This is a genomic window from Pseudorhizobium sp. NPDC055634 (assembly GCF_053618655.1).
Map to the genome: position 1 here is coordinate 173045 of NZ_JBSHHW010000001.1, position 12232 is coordinate 185276.

The 12232-nt window shown below is 65.7% G+C and carries 7 protein-coding genes; 4 read left to right on the forward strand and 3 right to left on the reverse strand.

Features of this window, described 5'->3' with window-relative positions:
- Positions 1-32 precede the first annotated feature (32 nt).
- On the forward strand, positions 33-1253 hold the full coding sequence (locus tag ACWGPT_RS00940) for a lytic murein transglycosylase (protein WP_452603693.1): 1221 nt from the start codon (positions 33-35) through the stop codon (positions 1251-1253).
- A 78-nt stretch (positions 1254-1331) separates the two neighbouring features.
- Positions 1332-2528: an SGNH/GDSL hydrolase family protein gene (locus ACWGPT_RS00945; RefSeq protein ID WP_452604084.1), complete on the forward strand. Its 1197-nt coding sequence runs from the start codon at positions 1332-1334 to the stop codon at positions 2526-2528.
- 40 nt (positions 2529-2568) lie between these two features.
- On the opposite strand, the gene ACWGPT_RS00950 is transcribed toward ACWGPT_RS00945, so the two are convergent.
- Both ACWGPT_RS00950 and gltB read right to left on the reverse strand, forming a co-directional pair.
- On the reverse strand, positions 2569-4023 hold the full coding sequence (locus tag ACWGPT_RS00950; RefSeq protein ID WP_452603694.1) for a glutamate synthase subunit beta: 1455 nt from the start codon (positions 4021-4023) through the stop codon (positions 2569-2571).
- A 173-nt stretch (positions 4024-4196) separates the two neighbouring features.
- Complete coding sequence (gene gltB / locus ACWGPT_RS00955; protein WP_452603695.1) at positions 4197-8921, reverse strand: glutamate synthase large subunit; 4725 nt, start codon at positions 8919-8921, stop codon at positions 4197-4199.
- A gap of 345 nt (positions 8922-9266) precedes the next feature.
- Between gltB and ACWGPT_RS00960 the strand changes: the two genes are divergently transcribed.
- Positions 9267-10313, forward strand: a complete 1047-nt coding sequence (locus tag ACWGPT_RS00960; RefSeq protein ID WP_452603696.1) for a threonine aldolase family protein — start codon at positions 9267-9269, stop codon at positions 10311-10313.
- Between the two features lie 67 nt (positions 10314-10380).
- Here ACWGPT_RS00960 and ACWGPT_RS00965 read toward each other — a convergent pair whose 3' ends face one another.
- Positions 10381-10863: an Hsp20 family protein gene (locus ACWGPT_RS00965; protein ID WP_452603697.1), complete on the reverse strand. Its 483-nt coding sequence runs from the start codon at positions 10861-10863 to the stop codon at positions 10381-10383.
- 398 nt (positions 10864-11261) lie between these two features.
- Here ACWGPT_RS00965 and ACWGPT_RS00970 point away from each other — a divergent pair, with 398 nt between their 5' ends.
- Complete coding sequence (locus tag ACWGPT_RS00970; protein WP_452603698.1) at positions 11262-12230, forward strand: alpha/beta fold hydrolase; 969 nt, start codon at positions 11262-11264, stop codon at positions 12228-12230.
- Positions 12231-12232 lie beyond the last annotated feature (2 nt).

Below are 12232 nucleotides of genomic sequence, written 5' to 3' on the forward strand. Positions count from 1 at the left end.
TGAACCTGAAGAACGACGGACACGATTAGCCGATGACCATGTTTCGCACCTATCGCCTTCGCGGTTTGATTTTCGCCCTGGCCGCAGGGGCTGCCCTGGCGACCACCCCGTTACATGCCAGAGCCGATACGGGTTTCAAGTCCTGGATCGCCGATTTCTATCCCACGGCCGCCAAGGCCGGGATCAGCCGTTCGACATACGAAAAGGCCTTCGCCGGGATCTCCAGCCCCGACCGGGCGGTGCTCGAAAAGGCCGCCTACCAGCCCGAATTCAAGTCGCAGATCTGGGATTACCTGGACTCCCGGGTCAACCCGTATACCGTCAAGATCGGCCGCGAGATGCTGGCCCGCCATGGCCGCACGCTGGCGGCGCTCGAGAACCATTTCGGCGTCGACAGGCACATCCTGCTCGCCATCTGGTCGATGGAATCCAACTACGGCGCTGTCCTCGAAAAGACCGATCGCCTGCACCACGTGCCGCAGGCCCTGGCCACGCTCGCCTGGGGCGATCCCAAGCGCGCCAAGTTCGCCCGCACCCAGCTGATCGCGGCCCTCAAGATCCTGCAGTCCGGCGAGATTTCCGCCCGTCACCTGACTGGTTCCTGGGCCGGCGCCATGGGCCATACCCAGTTCATTCCCTCCAGCTACCTCCTCTACAAGGTCGATGCCGACGGGAACGGAAGCGCCGACATCTGGAACTCGATACCCGATGCGCTCGCCACCGCTGCCAACCTCCTGAAGAAGAACGGCTGGCAGACCGGCAAGACCTGGGGCTACGAGGCGGTGCTGCCGCCGGGTGCCGCGAAATACGACGGCCAGACGAAGACCCTGTCGCAATGGGCAGCCCTCGGCTTTACCCGCCCGAACGGCAAGGGTTTCCCGCGCGGTTCCGACCGGGCCGAGCTGAAGCTTCTCGCCGGCGGCAAGGGCCCCGCCTTCCTGATGACCCGCAATTTCTTCGTCATCAAGCGCTACAACGCGGCCGACAGCTACGCGCTCGGCGTCGGCCTTCTTGCCGACCAGATCGCCGGCTACGGTGGCATGCAGCAGCGTTGGCCGCGGCCGGATGGCACGCTCGATATCGTCGAGAAATTCGAGCTACAAACGAAACTCAAGCAGCTCGGCTACTACGAAGGCGAGATCGACGGCAATTTCGGCTCCGGGTCGAAGGCGGCCATCACTGCCCTGCAGGAGCGGCTCGGCATGCAGGCGGACGGCAACCCGTCGCAATCGCTGCTGAACGCACTGCGTTGACAAGCGGCGCATTCCGTCCCACATCGCCTGCCTGAGCAGGCGGGCGGAAGCGTCCGGCAGGACATGAGGTCTCGAGTGATGGGCGGCACAGGCATTTTCGGCCGTTTCCTGGCGATCGCGCTCGTACTCGCGCTTGCCGTTCCGGTGGCTCCGGCCCCGGCGGAGGCGCAGGAGCGCGTCCAGCGGCGGAACCTGTTCCAGATGCTGTTCGGCGGCGGACGGCGCTACATCGACCCGGAACCCTCCATCATCGACGTGGAACCGCGCCGCCAGCGGCAGCTGAGACAGCAGCAGCGCCCGCGCGGCCGCGCACCCGCCGCGCGGGCCTCCACACCCCGTCCCGCAGCCCCCGCGGCCCCGCCCAAGCCCGAACCGATCGCCAAGCTCGAAAATGCCCGCCAGGTCCTGGTCGTCGGCGACTTCCTTGCGGGCGGACTGGGCGACGAACTCGCCACCGCCTTCGAGCAGTCTCCGGGCGTTGCGGTCGCGGAACGGAGCAATGGCTCGTCAGGCCTCGTTCGGCAGGACTACTACAACTGGCCCGCGGAACTCCCCGCCCTGATCGACGAGATCAAGCCCGCGCTTGTCGTCGTCATGTTGGGCGCGAACGACCGCCAGCAGATGAAGGCGGGCGACACCCGCTTCGAATTCCCGAGCGACGGCTGGTTCACCGAATACGAGCGGCGGATCCGCGAAGTCGCGACCATCGCCACGAGCCGCAAGGTTCCGCTCCTCTGGGTCGGCCTGCCCTCCTTCCAGTCCCCGTCGCTGATGCGCGACGCGGTGAAGCTGAACGGCCTCTACCGCGCGGAAGTGGAAAAGCTCGGCGGTGAATTCGTTGATATCTGGGAGGGTTTCGTCGACGAGGAAGGCCGCTTCATCGTCACGGGCTCCGACATGAACGGCCAGCAGGCCCGCCTGCGCGGCTCCGACGGCATCAACTTCACCAAGGCCGGCAAGCGCAAGCTCGCCTTCTATGTCGAGAAATACGCGCGCCGCCACCTCGGCGAAATGGCAAGCCCGGAACTGGTCACGCTCGACGGCAGCAACCTGCCCGAGCTTCAGGTCCTGCCGCCTTCGGCGACCACGGCGATCCCCGTCCAGCCCATCAGCCTAATGGACCCCGAACTCGACGGCGGGTCGGAACTCCTGGGCGCGGCCCCGCCGCCGCCGCAGTTGGTCGAGACGCCGCGGGACATGCTGGTCAAGCGCGGTGAACTGCCGCCGGCCCCGAAGGGCCGCATCGACGACTACCAGCGGAACGCGACGCGATAGCCTCCCCAGGGCCGAGGCCCCGGGCGGGTGTCTTCCGGTCTTACCTCGGCAGCACCGAGCTTCCCATCAGGGCCTCGTCGATCGCCCGGGCCGCCTGGCGGCCTTCGCGGATCGCCCAAACCACCAGCGACTGGCCGCGACGCACGTCGCCGGCGACCCACAGCTTGTCGACCGAGGTCTTGTAGTCGCGGTCGTTGGCGACGACGTTGGTGGAGCCGCGGCGGTCGAGATTGAGTTCGAGCTTGCCGTCGAGTTCGCCGAGAACGCCGTCCTTCAGCGGACCGGAGAAGCCGATGGCGATGAAGGCGAGATCGGCCTTGATGATGAAGTCCGTGCCGGCGATCGGCTTGCGGCGCTCGTCCACCTCGCAGCAGCGCACGCCGGTCAGATGACCGTCCTCGCCGACGAATTCGAGGGTCGCGACCTGGAACTCGCGCACGGCGCCTTCGGCCTGCGAGGACGAGGTCCGCATCTTCGTTGCCCAGAACGGCCAGACGGCGAGCTTGTCTTCCTTCTCCGGCGGCTGCGGGCGGATGTCGAGCTGGGTGACCTTGACCGCGCCCTGGCGGAAGGCCGTGCCGACGCAGTCCGATGCCGTATCGCCGCCGCCGACGACGACCACATGCTTGGCGCCCGCCAGGATGGGATCTGCCGGCCAGCCGACGCTGTCGATGTTCTCGCGGCCGACGCGGCGGTTCTGCTGCACCAGATAGGGCATGGCGTCATAGACGCCCTGCAGGTCGGTGCCGGGAATGCCGGCCGGGCGCGGGGTTTCCGAACCGCCGCAGTAGAGGACCGCGTCATGCTCGGCCATCAGCTGTTCGACGGGCATGTCGACGCCGACATTGACGCCGCAGTGGAAGGTGACGCCTTCGCCCTTCATCTGCTCGACACGGCGGTCGATGAAGTTCTTCTCCAGCTTGAAGTCCGGAATGCCGTAGCGCAGCAGGCCGCCGGGCTTCGTCTCGCGCTCGAAGACATGCACGTCGTGGCCGGCGCGGCCGAGCTGCTGGGCCGCGGCCATTCCGGCGGGACCCGAACCGATGATCGCAACCTTCCGGCCCGTCTTTTCGGTCGCCGGCTGCGGGCCGATATAGCCGAGCTCATAGGCCTTGTCGGCCAGCGCCTGCTCGATCGTCTTGATGGCGACCGGCGCGTCCTCGAGGTTCAGCGTGCAGGCTTCCTCGCAGGGCGCGGGGCAGACACGGCCGGTGAACTCCGGGAAGTTGTTGGTGGAATGAAGGTTGCGGATCGCCTCCTCCCACTTGTTGTTGTAGACGAGGTCGTTCCAGTCCGGGATCTGGTTGTGCACCGGACAGCCGGTCGGGCCGTGGCAATAGGGAATGCCGCAATCCATGCAGCGCGCCGCCTGCTTGGTCACTTCCGCATCCGACATCGGGATGGTGAACTCCCGGAAATGGCGGATACGGTCCGATGCCGGCTGGTACTTCATGACCTGCCGGTCGATCTCCATGAAACCCGTCACCTTGCCCATTTTCGTCCCTCTTCAATTTGGGGCGCCTGTCGGCCCCCGGTACCGGTCGGCGGTCCAACGACCGCCCCGGCACGAAATGCTCTACTGCGATAGCGCCGCCCGCCACGAACACGCCGCCAAAGGGCGGCTGCAATTCCTTCAGGCAAGCAGCCGATGAATGAGGCGCCGGCGGTTCACTCCGCCGCGACGCCCATGCGCATGCGTTCCATCTCTTCCAGCGCCCGGCGGTATTCGACAGGCATGACCTTGCGGAACTTCGGCCGGAATTCGCTCCACCGGTCGAGGATCTCCTTCGCCCGCTCCGAACCCGTGTAGTGCAGGTGGTTGGAGATCATCTGGTAGAGGCGTTCCTCGTCGTGGCGCGTCATGTCCTCGGAAACGTCGACGCGTCCCTTGTGCATGAGGTCGCCCCCGTGATGGTGCAGCTTCTCCAGCATGTCGTCCTCTTCCGGAACCGGCTCCAGCTCGACCATGGCCATGTTGCAGCGCTTGGCGAAATCGCCGCTCTCGTCGAGAACGTAGGCGACGCCGCCCGACATGCCGGCCGCGAAGTTGCGGCCCGTCTCGCCGAGCACCACGACGATGCCGCCGGTCATGTATTCGCAGCCGTGGTCGCCCACGCCCTCGACGACGGCGATCGCGCCCGAGTTGCGGACGGCGAAGCGCTCGCCCGCCACGCCGCGGAAGTAGCACTCGCCGGTGATCGCGCCGTAGAGCACGGTATTGCCGACGATGATCGCCTGCTCCGCCCTGAGCTGCGAGGTCTCCGGCGGGCGGACGATGATGCGGCCACCCGACAGGCCCTTGCCGACATAGTCGTTGCCGTCGCCCACCAGGTCGAAGGTGATGCCGCGGGCGAGGAATGCGCCGAAGGACTGGCCGGCCGTTCCGCGCAGCGTCACGTGGATGGTGTCGTCCTTCAGCCCCTTGTGGCCCCACCGCTGGGCAAGCGCACCGGACAGCATGGCGCCGGCCGAACGGTCGACGTTCTTGATCGGCACCTCGAAGACCACCGGCTCCTTGCTTTCGAGCGCCGGCATCGACTTCTCGATCAGCTTGCGGTCGAGGACGTCGTCGATCGGATGCTGCTGCCGCTCGGTCCAGTAAGTGGCTTCCTTCGGCGCCTCCACCTTGTGGAAGATCCTGGTGAAGTCGAGCCCCTCGGACTTCCAGTGCGCGATCATCTCGTCCTTCGACAGGAGCTCGGACATGCCGATGATCTCGTCGAGCCTGGTGAAGCCGAGCGAGGCGAGGATTTCACGCACTTCTTCGGCGACGAAGAAGAAGTAGTTGATCACATGCTCGGGCGCGCCCTTGAAGCGCTTGCGCAGCACCGGGTCCTGCGTCGCCACGCCCACCGGACAGGTGTTGAGGTGGCACTTGCGCATCATGATGCAGCCGGCGGCGATCAGCGGTGCGGTGGCAAAGCCGAACTCGTCGGCGCCGAGCAGCGCGCCGATGATGACGTCGCGGCCGGTCTTCAGCCCGCCGTCGACCTGCAGCGCGACCCGCGAGCGCAGTCCGTTCAGCACCAGCGTCTGCTGGGTTTCGGCAAGCCCGATCTCCCAGGGGCTGCCCGCATGCTTCAGCGAGGTCAGCGGCGAGGCGCCCGTGCCGCCGTCGAAGCCGGCAACGGTGATATGGTCGGCGCGCGCCTTGGCGACGCCGGCCGCAACTGTCCCGACGCCCACTTCCGACACCAGCTTGACCGAGACGTCGGCCGCCGGGTTGACGTTCTTCAGGTCATAGATCAGCTGCGCGAGGTCTTCGATCGAGTAGATGTCGTGGTGCGGCGGCGGCGAGATCAGGCCGACGCCCGGCGTCGAATGTCGGGTCTTGGCGACGGTCGCGTCGACCTTGTGGCCGGGCAACTGGCCGCCCTCGCCGGGCTTTGCGCCCTGCGCCACCTTGATCTGCAGCATGTCGGCATTGACCAGGTATTCCGTGGTGACGCCGAACCGGCCGGACGCGATCTGCTTGATCGCCGAGCGCTCGGGGTTCTGCGAACCGTCGGCAAGCGGCATATACCGGTCGCTCTCCTCTCCGCCCTCGCCGGTGTTCGACTTGCCGCCGATCCGGTTCATGGCGATCGCCAGCGTCGTATGCGCCTCGCGGCTGATCGAGCCGAAGGACATGGCGCCGGTGGAGAAGCGCTTGACGATGTCGACGGCCGCCTCGACCTCCTCGACCGGGACCGGCTTGCGGCCGATGTCTTCGGCCGACTTGAGCCTGAACAGGCCGCGGATGGTGTTCAGCCGCGCTGAGGTGTCGTTCACCATCTGGGCGAACTCGCGGTAGCGTTCCTGGCTGTTGCCGCGCACCGCATGCTGAAGCGACGCGACCGCATCCGGGGTCCAGGCGTGGCTTTCGCCGCGCATCCGGTAGGCGTATTCGCCGCCGATATCGAGCGTGCGGGCAAGCACCGGGTCCTTGCCGAAGGCCGCCTGGTGGCGCGCCACGGTTTCCTCGGCGATCTCCTTCAGGCCGACGCCCTCGATGGTCGTCGCGGTGCCGAAGAAATACTGGTTGACCAATTCCGACGACAGGCCGATCGCGTCGAAGATCTGCGCGCCGCAATAGGACTGGTAGGTCGAGATGCCCATCTTGGACATGACCTTGAGGATGCCCTTGCCGACCGCCTTGATATAACGGTTGACGATTTCCTGGGCATCGACTTCCTTCGGGAACTCGCCGCGGGCATGCATGTCGGTCAGCGTGTCGAAGGCGAGATAGGGGTTGATCGCCTCGGCGCCGAAGCCGGCGAGACAGCAGAAGTGGTGGATTTCGCGCGGTTCGCCCGATTCCACCACGAGGCCGACGGAGGTGCGAAGCCCCTTGCGGATCAGGTGGTGGTGCACGGCCGCGGTCGCCAGCAGCGCCGGGATCGCGATCCGGTCCGGGCCGATCTGGCGGTCGGAGAGCACGATGATGTTGTAGCCGCCGCGAACGGCCGCTTCCGCCCGCTCGCACAGGCGGTCGAGCATTTCCGGCATGCCTTCGGCGCCACGCTCGATGTCATAGGTGAAATCGAGCGTCTTGGTATCGAAGTGATCCTCCATGTGGCCGATGGACCGGATCTTCTCCAGGTCGCCATTGGTCAGGATCGGCTGGCGCACTTCCATGCGCTTGGCCTTCGCCATGCCCTCGTGGTCGAGGATATTGGGGCGCGGGCCGATGAAGGAGACGAGGCTCATCACCAGTTCTTCGCGGATCGGGTCGATCGGCGGGTTCGTCACCTGCGCGAAGTTCTGCTTGAAATAGGTGTAGAGCAGCTTCGACTTGGCCGACATCGCCGAGATCGGCGTATCCGTTCCCATCGAGCCCACGGCTTCCTGGCCGGTCGTCGCCATCGGCGACATCAGGATCTTGGTGTCCTCGCTCGTGTAGCCGAAGGCCTGCTGGCGGTCGAGCAGCGACACGTCGCGTCGAAGCGCCCGCGGCTCGACGGGGCGAAGGTCTTCCAGGATGAGCTGCGTGCGGTCCAGCCACTTGCGGTAGGGATGCTTGGTGGCAAGCTCGCTCTTCACCTCCTCGTCGGAGATGATGCAGCCCTTTTCCATGTCGATCAGCAGCATCTTGCCCGGCTGCAGGCGCCACTTCTTGATGATCGTCTCTTCCGGGACCGGGAGCACGCCCGCTTCCGAGGCCATGATGACCCGGTCGTCGGAGGTGACGACGTAGCGTGCCGGACGCAGGCCGTTGCGGTCGAGCGTCGCGCCGATCTGCTTGCCGTCGGTGAAGGCGACCGCGGCAGGCCCGTCCCACGGCTCCATCAGGGCGGCGTGATATTCGTAGAACGCCTTCCGCTCGGGGCTCATCGACTGGTTGCCGGCCCAGGCCTCCGGGATCAGCATCATCACCGCATGGGCCAGCGAATAGCCGCCCCGGGCGAGGAATTCGAGCGCGTTGTCGAAGCAGGCGGTATCCGACTGGCCTTCGTAGGAGATCGGCCAGAGCTTGGAGATGTCGTCGCCGAAGAACGGCGAGGAAACGGACGCCTGGCGCGCCGCCATCCAGTTGACGTTGCCGCGCAGCGTGTTGATTTCACCGTTGTGGGCGACCATCCGGTAGGGATGCGCGAGCTTCCACGAGGGGAAGGTATTGGTTGAGAACCGCTGGTGGACGAGCGCCACGGCGGATTCGAAACGGGGGTCGGACAGGTCCTTGTAATAGGCGCCCACTTGGTAGGCGAGGAACATGCCCTTGTAGACGATCGTCGAGGACGACAGCGAGACGGGATAGAAGCCGGTCTCCTCGCCGCCGAACTGGTCGTAGATGCGGTTCGAGATGACCTTGCGGACGAGGAAGAGCTTGCGCTCGAACTCGTGGTTGGTGGCGGCATCGCGGCCGGCGCCGATGAAGACCTGCAGATGATGGGGCTCGGTCGCGGCGATTTCCGGCGCCTTGGACAGCGAGGAATTGTCGACCGGCACCTCGCGGAAGCCCAGGAACTGCTGCCCCTCCTCGGCGACGACATCGACGATCACCTTCTTAAAGTGCTCGATCTGCTCGCCATCGCGCGGCAGGAAGAAATGGCCGACCGCGTACTCGCCGGCCTTCGGCAGGGTGATCCCCTGCCTGGCCATCTCCTCGCGGAAGAAGCGGTCCGGAATCTGCACGAGAATGCCCGCGCCGTCGCCCATCAGCGGATCGGCGCCGACGGCGCCGCGATGCGTTAGGTTCTCGAGGATGAACAGCCCGTCCTTGACGATCTGGTGCGACTTCTGCCCCTTCATATGGGCGATGAAGCCGACGCCGCAGGCATCGTGCTCGTTGCGCGGGTCGTAGAGGCCCTGGGCGGCCGGCAGGCCGGAGGCGGCAAATGACGTTCGCTTTTCGCGCCCTCTCGCAGCTTCGGAAGCAGCGCGCCGCGTTTCGACAATCTTCGTCATCGTCATCCTCCTTCGGTCCAGCGGACTAGGTGGTTATTCTTTGCTGAAATTCTCTTGGTGATCGCCTCCGGGCCTTCCGCGGAAGGTGGGAGAAAATCCGGGAATTAGGTCAATCATTCTGACCTAATTCGATGCGTGGTATGACATACTTGCCGGAAGCCCACAAGACCCGGCCCTTCACAAATCGCGACCCCGGCGACCGAAGCTTTCGCCGCCGCATCCCTTCTTGAAACTTAGTTGTCCATTGTTGCCAGAAATTGTCGCTTGCTTGCCGATTGCGCTTTTCCGGATGCCGTCGATTGATTAGAGCCCCGAACAGGATAATTTCGCCTCCCAACGAAAGGACCACCCATGTTCTTTGCCTCCGACAACTGGGCCGGTGCCCATCCGGCGATCAACGAGCGCCTGTCTCGCGAATCCACCCGGTTTGCCGCCGCCTACGGCACGAGCGAGCTCGACCGCGCGATCGAGGAACGCTTCAACGAGATCTTCGAGCGCGAGGTGTCCGTCTTCTTCGTGGCGACGGGCACCGCGGCCAATTCCCTGTCGCTCGCCAGCATCGCCCGCCCCGGCGGCGTCGTCTTCTGCCATTCCGAAGCGCATGTGATCGAGGACGAGTGCGGCGCGCCCGATTTCTTCAGCGGCATGCGCATGGTCCCGGTCGAGGGCCCCCTCGGCAGGATGGACCTGGCGAATCTCGAGGCACGGATCGCCCGCTACCCCCAGGACGCCGTCCACCACGGCCGCGCCGCGGCGATCACCATGACCCAGGCGACCGAAGTCGGCACCGTCTATACGCTGGACGAGATCGAGGCGATCTCGCGGACGGCGAAGGCCCACGGCCTGCCGCTCCACATGGACGGCGCCCGCTTCGCCAATGCCCTCACCGCGCTTGGCACGACCCCTGCCGAGATGACCTGGAAGCGCGGCGTCGACGTCCTTTCCTTCGGCGGCACCAAGAACGGCTGCTGGTGCGCCGAGGCGATCGTCTTCTTCAACCCGGACATGGCGAGGGAACTGCCCTTCATCCGCAAGCGGACGGCGCAGCTCTTTTCCAAGTCGCGCTTCATCGCCGCACAGTTCGAGGCCTATCTGAAGGACGGCCTGTGGCTGGAACTCGCCGCCCACGCCAACGCCATGGCCGACCGGCTGCGCGAGGGCCTGCGCAGCTCCAACAGCGCGCGCCTTGCCTGGCCCACCCGCTCGAACGAGGTCTTCGCGCTCGTGTCGAAGGCCGCCGCCGGCGCCGCCGAGGCCAAGGGCGCGACCTTCTATGACTGGCTGGAGCCGCGCGACATGGCCGAACCCGTCGGAAAGGACGAGATGCTGATCCGCCTCGTCACCAGTTTCGCCACCACTCCCGAAGACGTCGACGCCTTCCTGGCGGCGACCGCCTGAGCCCAAACGAAAAACGGCCCCTCCGCAAGGAGGAGCCGTTCGAGCCTTCCGAAAAGGCCAAGGGGTCTTAGTTGACCTGCTGCGGGGCGACCTGAGCCTCGATCGTCTTCGGCGCGTCGGCGGAATCACCGGCGATCGCGATGCGACGGGGCTTCATGGCTTCCGGGATGTTGCGCAGAAGGTCGATGTGGAGAAGGCCGTTCTTCAGCGAGGCGGAGGTGACCTCCACATGGTCGGCAAGCTGGAAGCGGCGCTCGAAGGCGCGCTTGGCGATGCCGCGGTACAGGTATTCGCTCTGCTCGCTCTTGTCCTCTTCGGCCTTTTCACCCTTCACCGTCAGCACGTGCGCATGGGCTTCGATCGAGAGTTCCTTCTCGTCGAACCCGGCAACGGCCATGGTGATGCGATAGGTGTTCTCGCCGGTGCGTTCGATATTGTAGGGCGGATAGGTCTGGGCCTGCTCCGGCTGGCCGCGATTGTCGAGCAGGTTGAAGAGGCGGTCGAAACCGACCGTGGAGCGGTAGAGCGGGGAGAAATCGACGTGACGCATTATTGTCCTCCTGGGAAGCGACGTGTTGCGGTTTTCAGTGTCCCGCCTCATCCCGAATGGCGATGATGCAGGCATTCCACGGGCCCTTGCGGCACCCGCAGGAGAAAGATGGGAATTGCCGTCCGACGCGTCAAGAGCCCCCCGCAGCCGGCATCGCGACCGCTGGAACATCGCATGAACCCCATATGAACAGGGGGTTTCACGCCGGTTCAGGATAAGCCGCGTAAAAGTGTAGGTCTCGGCGGAAATCAGGTCCGTCGTTGACTGAAGTAACGTCCCTTCTCTTCAGTCGGCTGGCCGGGTCGGCGCTTGTGATCAAGCTCCGATCCGGCTTTTTTCCTTGACCTTGCGCCGTGAGAACCTATCGCTGTGGGATCGCCAACGCTGCCGCACGGATCATGCCCGACATTCTCCATCCGACGCCCGGAAACCCCGCGCCCGAGAATTTCACCGCCGGCCATTTCACCGGCTACAGGGGCGTGAGGCTGCGCTATGCGATCTTCCGCTCGCCGATCTCGCCCGCCCGCGGCACCGTCGTCCTCATGCAGGGACGCAACGAATGCATCGAGAAATACTTCGAGACGATCCGCGATCTGAACGCGATGGGCCTCTGGGTCGCCACCTTCGATCTTCGCGGACAGGGCGGCTCGGACAGGCTGCTCAAGGATCCGCGCAAGGGGCATGTACGGCGCATGTCGCACTACGAGCGGGACCTGGAAATCTTCCTGGAGCAGATCGTGCTGCCGGATACCCGCCTGCCCTTCTTCCTCGTCGCGCATTCGACGGGTGCGCTGATCGCGCTTTCCGCCGCACCGAGGCTCGCGACCCGCATCAGCCGGATGGCGCTGTCGGCCCCCTATGTCGGGCTTCGCCACGATACCTGGCCGGTCGGCGTGATCCGCCAGATTGCCGCACTCGCCTCATGGACCGGCTTCGGCCGCCTCTCCGCCGAGCGGGAGCGCCTGAACCGGCCGTTTGCCGGCAACCCGCTGACCTCGGACGCCGCCCGCTTTGCGCGAAACGCCGCCCTCCTCGCAGCCCATCCGGAGCTTGCCGTCGGCCCGCCGACCTATCGCTGGCTGCATGAGACGCTGAAGGGGGTGACCCGGGTCACGCGCCAGGAGCACCTGACCCGGATCACCATCCCGACGCTGATCCTTGCGCCCGTGCTCGACGGGATCATTCCCTATGCGGCGCAGGAAGAACTGTCGCGCAACTTCCGGGCCGGCCAGCTCGTGACCATCAACGGCGCACGCCACGAGATCTTCCAGGAACGCGACATCTACCGCGCCCAGGCGCTGGCGGCGATCGAGGCCTTCATGCCGGGGCTCGACGGCGGGCTCGACCTTTCCGAGACGGCCGCCTGACG

What these genes read in the sequence shown, in the direction of transcription:
- ACWGPT_RS00940 (WP_452603693.1), top strand. Translation starts at nt 33, where the DNA reads ATGACCATGTTTCGCACCTATCGCCTTCGCGGTTTGATTTTCGCCCTG.
- ACWGPT_RS00945 (WP_452604084.1), top strand. Translation starts at nt 1,332, where the DNA reads ATGGGCGGCACAGGCATTTTCGGCCGTTTCCTGGCGATCGCGCTCGTA.
- ACWGPT_RS00950 (WP_452603694.1), bottom strand. Translation starts at nt 4,023, where the DNA reads ATGGGCAAGGTGACGGGTTTCATGGAGATCGACCGGCAGGTCATGAAG.
- gltB (WP_452603695.1), bottom strand. Translation starts at nt 8,921, where the DNA reads ATGACGATGACGAAGATTGTCGAAACGCGGCGCGCTGCTTCCGAAGCT.
- ACWGPT_RS00960 (WP_452603696.1), top strand. Translation starts at nt 9,267, where the DNA reads ATGTTCTTTGCCTCCGACAACTGGGCCGGTGCCCATCCGGCGATCAAC.
- ACWGPT_RS00965 (WP_452603697.1), bottom strand. Translation starts at nt 10,863, where the DNA reads ATGCGTCACGTCGATTTCTCCCCGCTCTACCGCTCCACGGTCGGTTTC.
- ACWGPT_RS00970 (WP_452603698.1), top strand. Translation starts at nt 11,262, where the DNA reads ATGCCCGACATTCTCCATCCGACGCCCGGAAACCCCGCGCCCGAGAAT.